Raw genomic sequence first — 18,603 nt, 5'->3', positions numbered from 1 at the left:
ACTAGCATGTCCGTTCTGCAGCCGCTTTTCTAGTTCTTGAGCGACTTATAATACTGGCCTTTTTCGGCATATTCGCGGCTGATCCGCTCCATATCTTTAATATCATCGTCTGTCAGTTCCCTGACTACTTTGGCTGGCCTTCCGAATGCAAGTGTATTGGGCGGTATCTTCTTGCCCTGAGCCACAAGGCTGCCGGCCCCGATGAAGGCGCCTTCCCCGATTTCAGCGTTGTCGAGGATGATGGAGCCCATCCCGATCAGCGCTTTTTTCCGGATGGTGCAGCTATGAAGAATGACCTGGTGGCCGATGGTCGCTTCATCTTCAATGATGAGCGGGTTATCAGGACTTTGATGAAGGACGGAATTGTCCTGAACATTTACTTTTTTGCCGATGATAGTCGGGGCTACATCGCCGCGGATGACGGTATTGAACCAGATGCTGGATTCATCTCCTATTTCCACATCCCCGGTGATGGTTGCATAATCAGCAATGTACGCTGTCTGCGAAATGCGGGGCATCTTCCCTTTATATGGGTATATCATTTTATACACTCCCTAATCGTAATAATTAGATTTTATCATTTTTTGTCAGAGCGGGCTGTCATTTTTTGCAATGGTGTATTTTTAAACGCTGCTGCCATTTGGCAAAAAGGTTCAGATTATAGGATAATGCAAGTAGGAAAATTTGTGTACAAACAGGAGGAAGACTATGTGGAAATGGGAAGCTGAAGGTGAAGCTAAAGCGGTTATCGTTATGGTCCATGGGGCCATGGAGCATCATCGCCGATACGGCTGGCTTATCGAAATGTGGCGCTTATCCGGTTTTCATGTAATTATGGGCGATCTTCCCGGCCAGGGCATGACAACCAGATCAAGAAGAGGCCATATCGACTCCTTTGATGAATACATATTTGAAATTAAGGACTGGGTCCAGGCTGCCTATCAGTTCGAGCTGCCGGTATTTCTGCTCGGCCACAGCATGGGAGGCCTTGCCTCGATCAGATTGATTCAGGAAGAACGGATGAATCTTGCGGGGATCATTTTGTCCTCGCCATGCCTCGGGCTGATTCAAAAGCCATCCGGGGTGCTGAATCTTTTATCTTACGGTCTTAATAGAGTGGCGCCGAGCCTCAGGATGAGTTCCGGGCTGACGATCGAAATGGCCACAAGGAACAAGGATGTGCAGGAAGCAGACCTGAATGACAGCCTTTATGTGACGAAGGTGTCTGTCAGATGGTACAGGGAGCTGGTCCATGCCATGAAGCTCGCTTTTGAAAATCAGGAAAAGACACATGATATCCCCATGCTTGTCATGCAGGGAGGGGAAGACAAGATTGTCAATAAAGCGACGGTCAAAAACTGGTTCAATCAGGCGCCCCTTTCTGAAAAGAGGTTCAAGGAATGGCCTAAATGCTATCATGAAATTTTCAATGAACCGGAACGGGAAGAGATTTTTGAATATGCCAAGGACTTTGTCGACAGCCAGCTGAAAACGCTCGGCTACCTTGTATAACTTGTATAAGAGGTGTTGAAATGACTGTACCCTCCATGCCGATTCCTTTAATGACAAAGGTATATAAAAAAATAATCCCTGAAGTCCACCGCGAGCTGGCGTATTGGAGGGAAAGGGCAGAGAGCATCCCTGATCCGGAACTGAGAAAGCAGGCGATGGCAAGCATCGCCCATAAAGCCTTTCACTGCGAGGGAGGCGCCATCATGGCCCTCTTGGCCAAAGACCGGTACAAGGAGGCTGTCCGGTTCATTGTCGCCTATCAGACTATCAGTGATTATCTGGATAACCTTTGTGACAGAAGCACTTCTCTGGATCCTGCCGATTTCTCAGCCCTTCATGAAGCGATGGCAGATGCTCTTTCCCTTGAGCCGGGAACCGGGGACTACTACCGGGAGCGGCAGGAGAAAGAAGACGGCGGGTATCTCGCAGAATTGGCCGGAGCCTGCCGGGGGATGCTCCGGGCCTGCAGCCATTATGAAAGCATCCGCCCTTATCTGAACGAGCTTTGCCGCTATTATTCCGATCTGCAGATCCATAAACATGTCTGTCTCGAAGAACGTGTTCCAAGGCTGCAAAATTGGCATGCAGAATACAGGGATTCTGTGCCTGAAATGGAATGGTATGAATTTTCAGCGTGCTCCGGCTCAACACTCGGCATATTCAGTCTTGTGTCCTGCGCACTGTCGGATGAATTTGCCGAGGAGGATGCAGTAAAAATCCGCCGCGGCTATTTTCCTTATATCCAGGGACTTCATATCCTCCTCGATTACCTGATCGATCAGGAGGAGGATCTGGAAGGGGGCGATTTGAATTTCTGCTTCTACTACCAGGATGAACAGCAGCTGTTTGCACGGCTTCAGCATTTTATTGCCGAAGCGGATAAGCATATTGAAGAACTTCCCCACAAAAGCTTCCACCGGCTCATCAACAGGGGGCTGCTCGGCATTTACCTATCCGATGAAAAAGTGAGGAGGCAAAAGCATGTGCGCCGCCTTGCCCGCCATATTATAAAAACAGGCGGCCCGGTCAGCCTTTTCTTTTATTTTAATGGAAGGGCCTATCGGACCGTGCAGAAATGGGTGCCCGCAGGATTGGCCAGGCTGCTTTTTTAAAATAACATTATACAGCGCTGTCTCAGATCAGCGCTTTTTTCATTGGAAAAAGAGAGTACCATCTTGCCAAACCCGGCACTGTTTACCTCATCTTCAGTGCAGCACTATAACAAAGAAGCCTGCACAGCGGCAGGCTTTCATCTTTTTTCGATGGCTATAATAAAAGGCGGTTTATTGGCCTGATTGATAAATTGGTATTGCAGGACATGGGCGCGCTCCTGCTCAATCGTTTTAACATATCGCAGGAGATAGTCCCTCTCAACGGCCCCTTCAAAATGGCCATGGTAGATCACCAGGACGATGACAGCTTCTGCTGGCATGACTTCCAGGAGCTGTTCAACCGCTGAAATGGTTGTGCGCGGACGGGTGACGACGGTTTTATCGCTGCCGGGCAGATAGCCAAGATTAAAGACGGCTGCAGCAATCTTGCCATGATGGACAGGCGGAATGCATTCCAGCAGATGTTCATGGCCGCTGTGGAAAAGGGTTGCCCTCCCTTCCATCCCATGCTCTGATAAGCGGAGTTTGCTGTTGTGAATCGCCTGTTCCTGGATGTCAAATCCATATACCCGCCCATTCGGCCCGACCAGATTTGCCAGGTAAAGGGCATCATGGCCATTGCCAAGAGTGGCGTCTACAACGATATCCCCGGGACTTACCGCTTTCTCAAGGATGGTCCGGGCATAGGGAAGAATTCTCTCAAGTTTCATGACAAACCTCCAATTGCATAACAGTATGTATTATTGGTATAAGCTATAAAGACAAAACAGGCTGCACCGATTGTTGCCGGTGCAGCTGAAGCAGACATGAATTTACTGTAAAGCACCGGTTCCGGAAGGCTGTTTATAATATTTCCCCTGCCAGCTGCCGCGGCGCTTCAGCTCTGCATCAATGGAATTAAGAACATCCCATTTATTGACGCTCCACATCGGGCCGATCATAAGATTGATTGGACCATCCCCGGTTATCCTGTGAATGATCATTTCTGGAGGAAGGATTTCAAGCTGATCGCAGACGAGCCGGACATAATCTTCCTGGGAGAGGAATTCAAGCATCCCCTTTTCATACTGCTTGACCATCGGCGTTCCTTTCAGAAGGTGGAGCAGGTGGATCTTAATTCCCTGAACGTCAAGCTTGGACACCTCAAGGGCCGTCTCCATCATCATGTCCGGCGTTTCAAGCGGAAGGCCGTTGATGATGTGTGAACAGACGCGAATGCCATGCCTGCGGAGCTTGCTGACACCGTCAGCATAGCACTGGTAATCATGTGCCCTGTTAATCAGCTGGGCTGTTCTTTCATGCACCGTCTGCAGTCCAAGTTCGACCCATAGATAAGTTCTTTCGTTAAGTTCAGCCAGATATTCAACGACATCATCGGGAAGGCAGTCAGGGCGCGTCGCTATCGACAGGCCGACAACATCTTCCTGGGCAAGCACCTTTTCGTAGCGCTCCCTCAATACTTCTACAGGTGCATGTGTATTGGTGAAGGCCTGGAAATAGGCCATATACTTGCCATCCTTCCATTTATGGTGCATCTTTTGTTTGACTTCATTAAATTGGGTTTCCAAATCATCAGTACGATTGCCGGCAAAATCTCCGGAGCCGGCGGCACTGCAGAATGTACAGCCGCCAAAGGCCCGTGTACCGTCCCGGTTCGGGCAGTCGAAGCCTCCGTCAAGAGCCACTTTAAAGACTTTATGGCCAAAAACCTGGCGGAGATGGTAGTTCCAGGTATGATATCTTTTATTGTCTGAAGCATATGAAAAAGGATTGGCCTGATTCATGTCAGACACCTCCTTTAATAGACGCGGGCATCCGCTTTACTATTATGGATTTTACCATAAATTAAATTGAAGGGGCACAGTGTGCCATTATTTACTTTTTTAGCTTAGTTAGTGTTCTATGTTGATTTTGGGCTAAATGATCCCAAAATCAACCGCAATGTTTAACAGAGCAGTTTTTTTTGAAAAAACCAGCCAATCAGCCGGATGGAGAATCGGAGCTGCCATGATTTCCCGCCTTAAGTCTGTGATAGAAATGTTCCCGTGAAACACACTAATAGGGAAGCTTAAAGCTTCTCCACTGAGATTTATAAGGAGGGTATAAGATGGCTACCCGTCAATCTGTAGAACAATGTCTTCAGCAGTGTGAAGATGCGATAAGAAATGCAAATGAGCAGTACCAGCAGGCAAGCATGCAGGAACACTTCAACAATCATGAATACACAGATGCGATGCAGGGGCTTGAGGCTGCTTTCAATGATATGGCGGACCTTGCACACAGCGCCAATGCACAGCAGCGGGAGCAGCTCCACAGGATGAGGCTTCAGCTGCAGCAGCTTCAGAACAGCATGACACTGCTCAGGCATTAAGGGGGGAAGCGGGATGAAAAAGCGTTCAAAACAGAATAATCCGGAGCAAAAGACGCGAAACGGCATTAACAATCAGGATATTGAGCTTGGCAGGGATTATGATCCTGTAAAAGAATCAAAAAAGAAATATGAAAAAAATCTGGGGAGCCAGCCCATCAAGTCCAAGCAGCATCCTGAGCCTGAACAGCTATCATAAAAAGAAGCCGGCTCATCCTGAATGAGCCGGCTTCACCTATTATCCCAGCCTGGCAAGGAAACCTTCAACCGTTTGATTGAATAAATCAGCTTCTTCAAGGAAAGGGCAATGGCAGCTGTCTTCAAAGATGACCAGCTCAGAATCAGTGCTGTGTTCCTGTATATATTGGCCAGCTGCGACCGGTATCAGTTTTTCCTCCCTGCCATAGCAGAGCAAGGACGGCTTTTTCAGGGTAGAATAGAGCGTCCGATAATCAACAATCGATTGATCAAACAAGATGCTTGAAGCGATCGATTCAGGCATTGCTGTAACAGCCTCCATCATCCACTCTAAATCATTTTCTGCAATATTTTCCCTAAACATCAGCGGCAGAAATCCCCTCACAAACTCCTGTCTGTTATTTTGGATTTCCTGCATGAACTGGATTAGGGTTGGCATATCAAATGCACCCATCGGAAAGTCCGGCCATTTGAAGTCAGAAGGCAATTCATCCACAATGATCGTACCTTTCAGGTTTTCCTCCCCGAACTGCTGAATATACTCCCAGACAACAAAAGCTCCCATTGACCAGCCTGCCAGGACTACATTTTTTAACTCAAGCTTTTCGATAAAGGCATGGAGATCTTTTGCATACGAAGAAATAGTATGGCCAGAGTGCGGCTGGCTTGATTTTCCATGTCCTCTCATATCGACTGCGATGGTCCTGGCTCCAGAAATATTTCCCATCTGCTTTCTGAAAAAAGCGCTGCTCATCCAGACGCCATGTATGAAAATGACCGGCGTCCCGCTCCCAGATTCCTCATAATACAGTTCAAGTGAATCGTTGATGGCTGCCTTTGGCATAAAAAACCCTCCTTCATGAAATTTTCATTTGACAAAAATTGAATATAAACCCATAAGCTATACAGGCCTGCCGCGAGGTTTTTACTGTGAAAAACAGCCGCTGGGCCGGACAATATTTTCTTCTGTTTATTTTTATTCATTTCCTGTTAACATTAGGCGGAAAAACATGAAACTTTTCTATTGCAGGGAAGGGTAAAAACCACTAGAATTGTTTTGGTGTTCGAAATATCATTCAAGCAAAGGAGCGTTTTTCATGCCTCGTGCCCTCTGGCTTTTAATTATAGGGATGGCGGTGAATGTAACAGGCTCTTCTTTTTTGTGGCCTCTTAATGCCATTTACATTCACGACCATCTGGGCAAGTCGCTGTCGGTTGCGGGGATTGTGCTGATGCTCAATTCTGCAGCCAGTGTTGCCGGAAATTTATACGGCGGATATCTTTTTGATAAAATCGGGGGATACAAATCGGTCCTCCTTGGAATAGGCATTACTGTACTTGCTCTCACCGGACTTACCATCTGGCATGGGTGGCCGCATTATGTGGTCTTTCTGACAGTCATCGGCTTCGGATCCGGGATTGTTTTTCCGTCCATGTATGCCATGGCCGGTTCGGTCTGGAAGGAAGGCGGGAGGAAATCCTTCAACGCCATCTATGTGGCACAGAATCTGGGTGTTGCGGTTGGGGCAGCTCTTGGAGGGCTTGTCGCCTCATATTCTTTTCAATTGATTTTTCTTGCGAATGCATTGATGTATATTATTTTCCTTCTGATAGCCGTCTTTGGTTATAAAGGGATCCAGACGATTTCCGGAAACCAGACATCTGTTCTGAAGGAAAACAAAAGGATCAAGAACCATGCCAAGCTGTACGCATTATTGATCCTTTGTGCCGGCTATCTGTTATGCTGGGTCGGCTATGTCCAGTGGCAGTCCACGATTGCAGCTTATACACAGGAAATCAACATCTCCCTAAGGCAATACAGCCTGCTTTGGACAATCAATGGAGCGCTTATAGTCCTTGGGCAGCCGTTCTTAAATGTAATCCTGAAAAAAATCGGCAAGAATCTGAAGACGCAGATCATTACCGGGATCATCATATTCATCGTTTCATTTGCCCTGGCAGCTTCTGCTGAGCAATTCTCGGCATTTATTGCCTCCATGGTCATTTTGACAATCGGTGAAATGCTCATTTGGCCGGCTGTGCCGACTATCGCCAATGATCTGGCCCCAAAAGGGCGGGAAGGTTTCTACCAGGGAATCGTCAACAGTACGGCGACCGGCGGCAGGATGATCGGTCCGCTTCTTGGAGGGATCCTTGTAGATTTGAATGGAATGGGCATGCTGTTTTCAGTATTGATCGGTCTGCTGTTCATTTCCATCTTTACAACCATTATGTATGATAAAAAGCTGAAACAGTCGGAAGAAATGACTGTTCGTGCATCCTGAGCGCCGGATTCCGGCGCTTTTTTTCTATTTGGCTGTATTGCTCCTTGTTGATTTTGGGCTCAGGCGTGTAAGACTCTGTTTCACCCAGATTTCAGACATCCAATCTGTCCAAGTGTTCTGTGAAATTGTTATTTACAAAGGCAGGCGACAAGATGGGGGTTCATTTCCGTTCCAGGCACTTCGCTTTCCGTGGGGCGACGCTGAGCCTCCTCACGCTGCGCGCTGCGGGGTCTCAGCATTGCCGCTATCTCCCGCAGGAATCTACGTGCCTTGCACTGCAATGAACAGTGTTTTCCACTTTGATGGCAATCAGAAGCAACTTAAAAGAACTTAAATATTATTTTTATCAAAAAGAAACATCAACCCAGCTTGTCCCAATTTTTTATCTCTCTCCATTATTATCAGAAAAATGTGATAAAATTCGAAATAAGATTAGAGTTAAAGGGAGAAGCAGATGAACAAAACATTAATGGAGCTTCCATACGAAATCCTGGAAACGATTGTTGAAAATGCCTTCGGCTGGCTGGTAGTGGTCGATAGGGAAGGCAATATCATCTATATCAACCGCAATTATTGCGAGTTTATCGGCTGTGAACGCGACGAAGTGATCGGCCGGCATGTGACCGGTGTGATCGAAAATACAAGAATGCATATCGTTGCCTCGACCGGGAAAGAAGAAGTGGCAGATCTACAATATATAAAAGGGAATTATATGATTGCCAACCGGATGCCGATCATGTCGGGGGGAGAAATCATCGGCGCATTCGGAACCGTCTTTTTCCGCGATACACAGGAGTGGATGAAGATGAACAGCCATGTCAAAAGCCTCCTGAACAAAATCCAGAATTATATCCAGCATATCGACAGCGGCGTGAAATACAGCCTTGAGGATATCCTTGGAGATTCCAGGCAGATCGCCAGCTTGAAGGAAAAAGTAAAAATGATCGCTTCCAGCGATATATCCATTCTGATCAGGGGGGAAAGCGGGACAGGCAAAGAGCTTTTTGCACACAGCATCCATCAGCTCAGCGCGCGGAGCCACCAGCCTTTTGTCAAAATCAATTGCGGTGCGATCCCTGAGCATCTTCTGGAATCCGAGCTGTTCGGCTATGAGGAAGGTGCCTTTACCGGGGCGAAAAAGGGCGGAAAAAAAGGAAAGTTCCAGCTGGCGCATGGTGGGACCTTATTTCTGGATGAAATCGGCGATATGCCGCTCAATATGCAGGTTAAGCTTCTTCGAGTCCTTCAGGAAGGTGAAGTAGAGGCCGTTGGTTCCGTTAAGCCCATCTCAGTGGATGTCCGGATCATCGCTGCGACAAACAGGCCGCTGGAGAAAATGATGGAGGAAAAACGCTTCCGGGAGGATTTGTTTTACAGGATAAATGTTGTGCCGTTTTTCATTCCGCCCATAAGAGAACGAATGGAAGACCTGGATGAGCTGGTCGACTATTTTACAGGCAAAATCACTAAAAAGTCCGGAAAGAGAATAACGGGCATCGATGAAGAGGTGCGCCAAATCTTCCGGTCCTACAGCTGGCCGGGAAACATCAGGGAAATAGAAAATGTGATGGAAGCATCCATTTACCTGACCAGTGACGAACGAATTCAGAAGGGATCTCTTCCGGAATATTTGCGGGAAAGAGCTGTCCTCCCGATCGGGAGCAGCAAACTGAAGGAAATCCTTGAAGAGACAGAGAAGAGAGTACTGGCGCAAAGCCTGGAAAAGTATAAAGATGATAAGCTTAAAGCAGCTAAAGTATTAGGCATCAGCAAGTCGACTTTTTATGAAAAGGTGAAAAAATACGGGTTGGAAATCTAGCAGTCCGGAAGGTCGGAAAGTTTTCCGATTTTCCGGACTGTCGCTTTTAATAGGAAAGAAGACAAACGAACTACATGCTTTTTTGGCCAAGTCAAGAATCTAGTGATATATACTTCCTCCCAATATTAATCAGCAGAAACTATAATTCCGGAAAACTGGAAAAACAGTTCACAGAATGGCCATCTTTCCCCTCAAATCCTTATCCAGGCACTTTGGCACGCATCTTGCATTATGTAATCATGCAGTCATTTATTGCGATGGGAGGGTGCATTCATATTAAAATGTAAACGGTTTCAATAAAAAGATAATAAGGGGGAAAACGAATGCTTAGTATGATTGGATTGGTAGGGGGGCTTGCCCTTCTGATATTCCTGACGATGAGGGGCATGAACCTGCTTGTGGTCGGGCCGCTTTCAGCTCTGTTTGTTGCGATGTTAAGCGGGATGCCGCTGTTTCCGCAGTTGGCTGGTGAAGGGGAGGCCAACCTGGTAGGAAATTATATGACCGGTTTTTCCGGGTTTGTGACATCCTGGTATCTGATGTTCCTGCTCGGCGCCATCTTTGGAAAAGTCATGGAGGACAGCGGTGCAGCCGACAGTGTTGCTGAACTGATTGTCGGAAAGCTGGGAATGAAATATGCTGTCCTTGCGATTGTGGCTTCCTGTGCGGTTTTGACGTATGGAGGCGTGAGTTTGTTCGTTGTGGCATTCTCTGTTTATCCGATGGCATTGAGCCTTTTTAAGCAAGCCAATCTTCCGCGCCGCTTCATTCCGGCCGCACTTGCATTCGGGTCGGTCACCTTCACCATGACATCAGCGGGGTCTCCTGAAATTCAAAACTGGATTCCGATTGAACACCTGGGGACATCTCCGTATGCCGGCTGGGAGGTCAGCCTTATCGTCGCGGTCTTTATGATGATTTTCGGATACTGGTGGCTGAAAAGGATCATTACAAAGGCAGTCAACAAGGGCGAAACCTTCATTTCGAGGGAAACAGATCCAGTGGCAGAGAAGAAAGAGCTTCCGCATCCTGCAATGGGAGTCCTGCCTTTGGCAGTCGTTCTGATTATTGCCTTTATCTTTCATGATTCACTTGCACAATCCGCACTTATCATTGCTTTATTGGGTGGAGTCATCGCTACTTATCTGCTGAACAGGAAATATTTCCGGAACTTCTGGAATGCCGTTTCGGAGGGGACGCTTGGAGCGCTTATTGCCATAGGCAATACTGCTGCGGTTGTCGGCTTTGGGGGAGTGGCCAAGGCTGTGCCTGCGTTTCAGACAGCGGTCGATTTTATGACAGACATCCCTGGAAGCCCTCTGATCGGGGGAGCAATCGCGGTCAGTGTTATCGCCGGGATGACTGGCTCTGCTTCCGGCGGACAGGTAATCGCCCTGCCGCTGATTGCGCCGCACTATATGGATATGGGAGTCAACCCTGAAGCCCTGCACCGTGTAGTGGCCATTTCGTCGGGTGCATTGGATTCCCTTCCGCATAACGGCTATGTGGTCACAACGGTCAGGTCCATCTGCGGAGAGACCCACCAGGATGCATACGGAGCTGTCGGCATTGTGACTGTCATCGTTCCTCTGCTCGGCCTGGCGTTGGCTATCCTCTTATTCTCGCTGGGACTGGGCATTTAACAGATTTGGAGAAAAAGGCAGAACGGGATTATGTTCAATCCTGTTCTGTCCCTTATGGAAGGAGAAAAGAAATGGTGCAGGGAAAAACAGTTCTTATCACCGGGGCTGCCCAGGGGATAGGATATGAGATAGGAAGAAGCTTTGCCAGGCAAGGAGCCAATCTTGTGTTGACGGATATCCAGGAAGAAGCGGTAGAAAAGGCCGCTGAACAGGTGAGGGCAGAGGGATTCAGGGCAGTGGGACTGAAATGTGATGTGACGCTTGAAGAAGACATCAAGAAGTCCATTCATTCTGCAGTGGATGAATTTGGAAGCCTGGATATACTGATCAATAATGCAGGCCTTCAGCATGTATCCATGCTTGAAGATTTCCCGACAGAGAAATTCGAGTTGCTTTTAAAGGTCATGCTGACTGCTCCATTCATCGCGATCAAGCACAGCCTGCCCCTCATGAAAAAGCAGGGCTTCGGCAGGATCATCAATATGGCCTCGATCAATGGCCTGGTTGGATTTGCAGGGAAGGCTGCCTATAACAGCGCCAAGCACGGGGTCATCGGGCTGACGAAGGTAGCGGCGCTGGAAGCTGCCCCTTATGGAGTCACCGTAAATAGCATCTGCCCGGGCTATGCGGATACCCCGCTCGTCAAAAACCAGCTGAAAGACCTGGCAGACACAAGAAAAGTCCCTCTGGAAAAAGTCCTTGAAGAAGTAATCTTTCCTCTGGTCCCGCAAAAAAGGCTGCTGTCGGTAGACGAGATCGCCGCCTATGCCATTTTCCTGGCCGGGGAAGGTGCAAAAGGCATAACCGGGCAGGCTGTTGTCATTGACGGGGGATATACGGTGCAGTGATAAAGATGCAGGCAGCCTGCAGGGCTGCTGCATCTTTTTTTAGGCTCTTCGCATGATGGGAGCGGTGACAGGTTGAACAATAAGCGGAGAAATCCCCTCTAAAATCAAAAAAACGCTAAAAATAGCTAAAATAGACGGAGAAATTCCGGCTATCGACTCAAAAAACACACTAGTCTTGCAAATAAGAGGTTAAAAATGGAAATTTGTTCAAACTAGCTTTAATTAGCTTGTTTTTTCGAAAATGAGGGCATGCCAAAAAAGACATGACGGTCGCATTTTTTAAAAATTTTCCTTCTTAGTTTCCGTGGATGATTTGCACAGTCTTCAATTTTTTAGGATGTTTCCTTCGTCTACCTGGCTTTCCTTTTTTCCTTCTTCCTTTTGATGGTTTGGTAGGTTTTCGATCCAGAGCCTGGATAAACCGGTCCCAGCTATCATGCCAATAGAACCGAAGAAGCTTAAGCACCCGCCATGTTGACCGCTTAGTACCTGTCTCGATTTTAATCAGTTCGCTTATGCCATATGCAATCATTGCGAGCCATAATTGATTCCAAACAGCTGCGGGCTTATGGTTGTAAAGCTTGACGAGTTTAAGGTGCTGTTTCACCCACTTGAAAAAAAGCTCGATTTTCCAACGCATCCTGTAAATTTCAGCCACTTGTTCGGCGGAAAGATCTCTTCGTGTGGTCAGGATTCGAAACTTATTGTCCTTTTCATCCCGGAATTCCACCAGCCTGAGAGGGAATTTCCGGTCATTCTTGATATCGTGGATTTCAACCTCCGCATCCTTAACAATTCGGCTGTTGGAAGGTACCGAATGCTCCGTGAGGAGTTTGGTCCTTGAATTTCCTTTAATACGAACGACAAAATTGATTTTCCTCTCAATCCAATTATGGAAATGGCTGTAGTTGATATACCCGCGATCCATTACGTAAGTGGCATCCTTATCAACTACTAAATCAATGGATACTTCCTTATCTGCAACGCCTGTTGTGGAAAGTATTGCATCTTCCGGATAATAAGTTTTTTCATCCAGAACGGCCAATTTCAAGTGGATTTTAACGCCATTTTTGGATTTTGAGGAATACGCCCATTCGCCTGCCTTTTCCGGTAAAGAGATTTCAGTCGAGTCAATTACCGAAAGCCTCCCGGCCAAAGGGGATCCCTTTGGGATTTGGAGGAAAACCTTAAGGCTAAGGATAAACTGCAGGAACTGACAGAACTTGAGGGAATCCACTCCTCCACTCTGTACCGGAAACTTGAAAAACTTCCAACCTGGCTTCTGCAGGATACAGCCATGAAATTATTCTCCCGGATTGATAGAAGGAAAGCTTCTACGAATAAAAGGATGGCTTTACCCGATAACAATTTCTTGGCTCCGTGGTCAAGGTAAGGGTCTCGGAAATTTTCAAGTTTTAATAGGCACAAACACTTTTCAACGACAGTAGAATTGGGTAAATGATCAATGAGCATTTTACCATCTCCTAATTGTTGAAGTGTATTAAGGTGTTGCGACCGCCTTATTTGTCTTACTTCTTCAATTAGGAGATTTTTTATTATCTAAACCTTTAATGCTCAGGAAATATATACCATTCATTTGCAAGACTAGTGCAAAAAACAGGAAAAAGGGCAGCTTCGCTCCTCTTAACCGGAATTTCTCCGCTTATATATACCCATCCGTGCCATATTCAGCAGCCTAACCGGAATATCTCCGCTAATTTTAAGGCTTGCTGGTCCCCAAAATAAGGCTAAGACTTCCTGTTTTTAAAAAACATTCCTTCACTATCCTGCCGCGGTAGCTGAATAAGCCTCTTTTCTGCAAGCCCATAAAATGTGAATCCCACCTTGTTATAATTAAAATAAACAACATTACCAATAAATCCTTTTTTTATGCCAAATTTATTTTCCGTTAAAGTTCTTGAAATGCTTGTATGCACGGATGTAAAGCACCTGCATACATTGAAAAGTATATTTCTTCCTATTCAAGAGCATACTTGCATACACAGGAGAATTTTAATACAATAGCTTTATATATTTTTATGTAAAAACTATGATAAGGAATAGTAATGATGGAGTTCCGCTCAATAGAGAGCTGGCGGGAGGTGCAAGCCAGCCGGGACAGTCATGAACTCGCCTTTGAGTTGCAGGTGTGAACAACAGTAATGCCTGCCGTTTTCCGCGTTAAGGATGAATGAAGAGAGCGGCGATGCCGCTAATGTGGGTGGTACCGCGGGAGAATACATATCCTCTCGTCCCTATTTTGGGATGAGGGGTTTTTTTATGGTCTTTTTCGCTGTAAAGCAGACCGGCAAAACCTTTCCCCAAAAGAAAATCTCGTATTATACAGGAGGAAAGCACGATGAGCTTCAATCACAGAGAGATTGAAAAGAAATGGCAAAGTTCTTGGGATGCCAACAAAACATTTAAAATGGGCGATGAAAAGGGAAAAAGCAATTTTTATGCGCTTGATATGTTCCCTTATCCATCAGGCGCCGGACTTCATGTCGGGCACCCGGAAGGATATACAGCGACTGATATTCTGTCCCGCGTAAAAAGGATGCAGGGGTATAATGTACTCCATCCAATGGGCTGGGATGCTTTCGGGCTTCCGGCAGAACAGTATGCACTCGATACAGGCAATGACCCGGCAGAATTCACAAAGAAAAATATCGATACATTCCGCCGCCAGATCAAATCGCTTGGATTTTCATATGACTGGGACCGGGAAATCAGCACGACTGATCCCGAGTATTACAAATGGACACAATGGATTTTTACAAAGCTGTATGAAAAAGGGCTTGCCTATATTGACGAAGTGGCTGTGAACTGGTGCCCGGCACTTGGAACAGTTCTGGCCAATGAGGAAGTAATCGACGGCAAGAGCGAGCGCGGCGGCCACCCGGTGGAGCGCCGCCCGATGAAGCAATGGATGCTGAAAATCACGGCCTACGGCGACCGGCTGCTTGAGGATTTGGAAGAGCTTGACTGGCCTGAAAGCCTTAAGGATATGCAAAGGAACTGGATCGGCCGTTCTGAAGGTGCAGAGGTGACCTTCAGCATTGAAAACCATGAAGGCACTTTCACGGTCTTTACAACCCGTCCTGATACGCTGTTTGGCGCGACTTATGCGGTGCTTGCACCAGAGCATTCACTTGTTGAAAGCATCACGGCCGAAGACAGAGCAGAGGCGGTCGAAGCATACCTTGAAAAAGTGAAGAGCAAGAGCGACCTGGAGCGTACAGATCTGGCAAAAGAAAAAACAGGCGTATTTACTGGGGCTTATGCCATCAACCCTGTAAACGGCGAAAGAATGCCGATCTGGATTGCCGACTATGTGCTGGCAAGCTACGGTACGGGCGCCATCATGGCCGTTCCTGCACATGATGAGCGTGACTATGAGTTTGCAAAAGAATTCAGCCTGCCGATCAAGGAAGTTGTCGCAGGCGGTGATATCGAAAAAGAAGCGTATACAGGCGATGGAGAGCATGTGAACTCCGGATTCCTTGACGGTCTTCAGAAGGAAGAGGCCATTTCCAAAGCAATCGAATGGCTTGAAGAAAAGGGCATCGGGACGAAGAAGGTAACATACCGCCTCCGCGACTGGCTGTTCAGCCGCCAGCGCTATTGGGGAGAGCCGATTCCGATCATCCACTGGGAAGACGGCACGATGACTGCCGTTCCGGAATCAGAGCTGCCGCTGATGCTTCCGAAGACAACGGAAATCAGGCCATCCGGAACAGGTGAATCACCGCTCTCCAATATTGATGAGTGGGTTAATGTGACAGATCCTGAAACAGGCAAAAAAGGGCGCCGCGAGACGAATACAATGCCGCAATGGGCGGGAAGCTGCTGGTATTATCTGCGCTATATCGATCCTAAAAACGAAAATGCGATTGCTGATGCCGATCTGCTGAAAGAATGGCTTCCGGTTGATATTTATATCGGCGGTGCCGAGCATGCAGTGCTTCACTTGCTGTATGCACGATTCTGGCATAAGTTCCTGTATGATATCGGTGTGGTTTCTACCAAGGAGCCTTTCCAGAAACTATTCAACCAGGGGATGATCCTTGGTGAAAATAATGAAAAAATGAGCAAATCAAAAGGCAATGTAGTAAATCCTGATGAAATTGTCGAATCGCATGGTGCGGACACACTGCGCCTGTATGAAATGTTCATGGGGCCGCTTGAAGCCTCTGTTGCCTGGTCAACGAACGGCCTCGACGGAGCCCGCCGCTTCCTTGACCGTGTGTGGAGACTGCTGATCGACACTGATGGAAGCCTGCACAGCAGAATAAAGGATGCAGAGCCGGAGTCAAGCCTGGAAAAAGCCTACCATCAGACAGTCAAAAAGGTAACGGAAGACTATGAAGGACTGCGGTTCAATACTGCCATTTCACAGCTGATGGTATTCATCAATGAAGCATATAAAGCAGAGACGCTGCCAGTAAGCTATATGGAAGGATTTGTGAAAATGCTGTCGCCGATTGCTCCGCATATCGCGGAAGAGATTTGGGAAAAGCTTGGACACAGCGGCACAATCTCATATGAAGCATGGCCGGCATATGACGAAGCCAAATTGGTGGATGATGAAGTTGAAATCGTCATCCAGGTCAACGGCAAGGTCAAAGCGAAGCTTATGGTGCCTTCCGATGCGGGGCGTGAAGCCTTGGAGCAGATTGCGATGGAAGATGATAAAATCCAGGAGCAGATCGAAGGCAAAACAATCCGCAAGGTCATTGCCGTACCAGGAAAGCTTGTCAACATTGTAGCCAACTAAAGCAAGGGATCCCCTGTTTCGACGAGAAACGGGGGATTTTTTGGGCAAGTTAAGGCTGGTGAGAAAAAGCTGTCAGGAATGGAAGCTGTTTTTTGCCTTATATTCCTTCCTGTGTTTATACTATTCATATTGGATCGACGAATCTAGAGAGGGTGTCATAGATGGAAAACATTGAAATCATCACAACAGAAGAGCTTGAGCAATTGCTGAAGGAAGGCAAGAAGCTGGAGCTTGTAGATGTAAGGGAAGACGAAGAAGTGGGGCAGGGCATGATTCCCGGCGCCAAGCATATCAGGATGGGAGATATCCCTGCCAATATGGACTACTTTGATGATGAGAAGGAATATATATTTATCTGCCGCTCCGGCCGCCGCAGTGAGAACGTCTGCTATTACATGCAGGACCAGGGCTTCAAGGTCCGCAATATGGCTGGCGGAATGCTCGAATGGAAAGGCGAAACGAAGTAAAGAAGAAAAGCTGCCTGCTTAAGCAGACAGCTTTTTATCAAACTTATAATTTCTGAAAATTTCGTCCATACTCTTAAAAACGGTTAAGAGGAGGGGCGAAATTGATTAAAGTAAAGCTCTTTGACCATGAGCATGAAAAAGATCTTGAAAAGGATATGAACATTTTCCTGGAAAGGATTGATGAAAACAGGCTGATTGATATCAAATATAATGTCGCAGCCATCCAGGAAGAAGATGAAGACCAGATCTACTGCTTTTCCGCTATGGTTGTTTACCGGTCTTGAACAGAAGGGCCGTTTTTTTTTATATTACAGCAGCTTCTGCAGCATTGGTTCCGGCAAGCCTGCCTGTCACCAGTGCAGAGGTTATGTTATATCCGCCGGTATAGCCGTGGATATCAAGGATTTCTCCGCAGAAGAAGAGGCCTGGCATCAGCTTGGAAGCCATTGTCTGGGGTTCGATTTCCTTTGTGGATACACCGCCGCCTGTGACAAAAGCTTTCTCGATCGGAAGGGTGCCATCAGCTTTAAAATGAAAAGCTTTGCAGCCTTTTACAAACATGCGGATCTTTTCATGGGAAATGGTGCCGCCCTGTGCAGAAGGGTCGATTTCATTCCACTCGAGCAGGAACAGCAGATAGCGCTCCGGCAGCAGCCCTTTCAGGATATTTTTCATGCTCTTTTTCGGGTCTGCCTTTATCATCGCGGACACTTCCTGGAATAGGGGCTCTTCCTTTTTGTCCGGAACAGCATCAAGGCTTAATACGACTTCTTTCAGATCCCATTTTTTCATCGCTTTCACCACATATTGCGAACATCTCAGGACGGCAGGACCGCTTACGCCGAAATGGGTGAAGAGCATATCCATTTTATGGGTGATAAGGGGCTTGCCCTTGGGATTCAGGACGCTTAGGGCTGCATCCCTGAGCGCAAGTCCTTGCAGTGTTTTATTTTTTATGAACGGTTCAGAGGAGGTGACAGGCACCTCTGTCGGGAAGAGATCGGTGATCGTGTGTCCGGCTTTTTCCGCCCATGCGTAGCCATCCCCTGTAGAACCGGTATGCGGGACTGATTTGCCGCCCACGGCAATGACCAGCGACCTCGCTTCATACTTTGCCCCATTCTTCAGGAATACTGTATGGCCATTCTCCCCATACGAAACATCCTCTGCCGGGGAATCGGTTTTCACCTCGACATGGAGCTCCTTCATTTTTAAAAGGAGGGCATCAACGACCGATTGGGCTTTGTCTGTGACAGGGAACATCCTGCCATGGTCTTCCTCTTTCAGCTGAATGCCCATATCCTCGAAGAAGCTGATGATATCTTCATTGCTGAAAATTGAAAAAGCACTATATAAGAATCGGCCGTTGCCGGGAATATGCTTTATGATTTCATCAATAGGCAGGCGGTTCGTGACATTGCACCGGCCCCCGCCTGAAATGGCGAGCTTTCGGCCAAGTTTGTTTCCTTTGTCGATAAGGAGGACCTTCATTTTCTTTTCTGCCGCCGCAATCGAAGCCATCAGGCCGGAGGGGCCGCCTCCAATTACAATTACATCGTACATTTTTTCACCAA

17 protein-coding genes and 1 other annotated feature are annotated in these 18,603 nt (G+C 47.2%); of the genes, 11 read left to right on the top strand and 6 right to left on the bottom strand.

All coding sequences use genetic code 11. From position 1 onward, the window contains the following. Window positions 1-29 precede the first annotated feature (29 nt). Window positions 30-542 (bottom strand): gamma carbonic anhydrase, encoded by a 513-nt coding sequence (locus AC4E8B_RS19580; RefSeq protein WP_490215034.1) that lies wholly within the window; start codon window positions 540-542, stop codon window positions 30-32. Between the two features lie 166 nt (window positions 543-708). Between AC4E8B_RS19580 and AC4E8B_RS19575 the strand changes: the two genes are divergently transcribed. Together AC4E8B_RS19575 and AC4E8B_RS19570 are read left to right on the top strand one after the other, a co-directional pair. Next, complete coding sequence (locus AC4E8B_RS19575) at window positions 709-1,512, top strand: alpha/beta hydrolase (protein ID WP_490215032.1); 804 nt, start codon at window positions 709-711, stop codon at window positions 1,510-1,512. A 20-nt stretch (window positions 1,513-1,532) separates the two neighbouring features. Then, window positions 1,533-2,624, top strand: a complete 1,092-nt coding sequence (locus tag AC4E8B_RS19570) for a tetraprenyl-beta-curcumene synthase family protein (protein ID WP_490215031.1) — start codon at window positions 1,533-1,535, stop codon at window positions 2,622-2,624. Window positions 2,625-2,761: 137 nt separating this feature from the next. On the opposite strand, the gene mnmM is transcribed toward AC4E8B_RS19570, so the two are convergent. Together mnmM and mnmL are read right to left on the bottom strand one after the other, a co-directional pair. Next, window positions 2,762-3,334, bottom strand: a complete 573-nt coding sequence (gene mnmM / locus AC4E8B_RS19565; protein WP_490215030.1) for a tRNA 5-(aminomethyl)-2-thiouridylate-methyltransferase MnmM — start codon at window positions 3,332-3,334, stop codon at window positions 2,762-2,764. A 102-nt stretch (window positions 3,335-3,436) separates the two neighbouring features. Beyond that, window positions 3,437-4,408 (bottom strand): tRNA modification radical SAM protein MnmL/YtqA, encoded by a 972-nt coding sequence (gene mnmL / locus AC4E8B_RS19560; RefSeq protein ID WP_490215029.1) that lies wholly within the window; start codon window positions 4,406-4,408, stop codon window positions 3,437-3,439. Between the two features lie 323 nt (window positions 4,409-4,731). Between mnmL and AC4E8B_RS19555 the strand changes: the two genes are divergently transcribed. Further along, a complete protein-coding gene (locus AC4E8B_RS19555; protein ID WP_490215028.1) occupies window positions 4,732-4,995 on the top strand; it encodes a YtzC family protein in 264 nt (87 codons plus the stop codon). Window positions 4,996-5,008: 13 nt separating this feature from the next. Next, window positions 5,009-5,191, top strand: a complete 183-nt coding sequence (locus AC4E8B_RS19550) for a hypothetical protein (protein ID WP_022544302.1) — start codon at window positions 5,009-5,011, stop codon at window positions 5,189-5,191. 39 nt (window positions 5,192-5,230) lie between these two features. Here AC4E8B_RS19550 and AC4E8B_RS19545 read toward each other — a convergent pair whose 3' ends face one another. Next, window positions 5,231-6,034 carry an alpha/beta fold hydrolase gene (locus AC4E8B_RS19545; protein ID WP_490215026.1) on the bottom strand — a complete coding sequence of 268 codons (804 nt, stop codon included), beginning with the start codon at window positions 6,032-6,034 and terminating at the stop codon, window positions 5,231-5,233. A 253-nt stretch (window positions 6,035-6,287) separates the two neighbouring features. Between AC4E8B_RS19545 and AC4E8B_RS19540 the strand changes: the two genes are divergently transcribed. The 4 genes from AC4E8B_RS19540 to AC4E8B_RS19525 all read left to right on the top strand — a co-directional run bounded on the left by AC4E8B_RS19540 (window position 6,288) and on the right by AC4E8B_RS19525 (window position 11,785). Continuing rightward, complete coding sequence (locus AC4E8B_RS19540; RefSeq protein WP_490215025.1) at window positions 6,288-7,475, top strand: MDR family MFS transporter; 1,188 nt, start codon at window positions 6,288-6,290, stop codon at window positions 7,473-7,475. Between the two features lie 454 nt (window positions 7,476-7,929). Continuing rightward, on the top strand, window positions 7,930-9,294 hold the full coding sequence (locus AC4E8B_RS19535; RefSeq protein ID WP_490215024.1) for a sigma-54 interaction domain-containing protein: 1,365 nt from the start codon (window positions 7,930-7,932) through the stop codon (window positions 9,292-9,294). 323 nt (window positions 9,295-9,617) lie between these two features. Continuing rightward, the gene (locus AC4E8B_RS19530) at window positions 9,618-10,937 is read left to right on the top strand and encodes a GntP family permease (RefSeq protein WP_490215023.1); all 1,320 of its coding nucleotides are present in this window, start codon (window positions 9,618-9,620) and stop codon (window positions 10,935-10,937) included. 71 nt (window positions 10,938-11,008) lie between these two features. Continuing rightward, on the top strand, window positions 11,009-11,785 hold the full coding sequence (locus AC4E8B_RS19525) for a 3-hydroxybutyrate dehydrogenase (protein ID WP_490215022.1): 777 nt from the start codon (window positions 11,009-11,011) through the stop codon (window positions 11,783-11,785). Between the two features lie 295 nt (window positions 11,786-12,080). Here AC4E8B_RS19525 and AC4E8B_RS19520 read toward each other — a convergent pair whose 3' ends face one another. Further along, on the bottom strand, window positions 12,081-12,941 hold the full coding sequence (locus AC4E8B_RS19520) for an IS4 family transposase (protein ID WP_490215021.1): 861 nt from the start codon (window positions 12,939-12,941) through the stop codon (window positions 12,081-12,083). 885 nt (window positions 12,942-13,826) lie between these two features. Continuing rightward, window positions 13,827-14,045: a binding site (T-box leader), on the top strand. A 99-nt stretch (window positions 14,046-14,144) separates the two neighbouring features. On the opposite strand from AC4E8B_RS19520, the gene leuS reads away from it, so the two are divergent. From leuS to AC4E8B_RS19505, 3 genes are all read left to right on the top strand, one after another. After that, window positions 14,145-16,562: a leucine--tRNA ligase gene (gene leuS / locus AC4E8B_RS19515; RefSeq protein ID WP_490215020.1), complete on the top strand. Its 2,418-nt coding sequence runs from the start codon at window positions 14,145-14,147 to the stop codon at window positions 16,560-16,562. A 161-nt stretch (window positions 16,563-16,723) separates the two neighbouring features. Further along, complete coding sequence (locus tag AC4E8B_RS19510; protein ID WP_490215019.1) at window positions 16,724-17,029, top strand: rhodanese-like domain-containing protein; 306 nt, start codon at window positions 16,724-16,726, stop codon at window positions 17,027-17,029. A gap of 101 nt (window positions 17,030-17,130) precedes the next feature. Next, window positions 17,131-17,313 (top strand): sporulation protein Cse60, encoded by a 183-nt coding sequence (locus AC4E8B_RS19505; protein WP_490215018.1) that lies wholly within the window; start codon window positions 17,131-17,133, stop codon window positions 17,311-17,313. A gap of 19 nt (window positions 17,314-17,332) precedes the next feature. On the opposite strand, the gene AC4E8B_RS19500 is transcribed toward AC4E8B_RS19505, so the two are convergent. Continuing rightward, a complete protein-coding gene (locus tag AC4E8B_RS19500) occupies window positions 17,333-18,592 on the bottom strand; it encodes a BaiN/RdsA family NAD(P)/FAD-dependent oxidoreductase (protein WP_490215017.1) in 1,260 nt (419 codons plus the stop codon). Window positions 18,593-18,603 lie beyond the last annotated feature (11 nt).

It is taken from the genome of Bacillus sp. SRL543 (assembly GCF_984799205.1).
The sequence above is the reverse complement of the archived record's forward strand: the minus strand, read 5'-3'. Positions and strand labels throughout refer to the sequence as shown.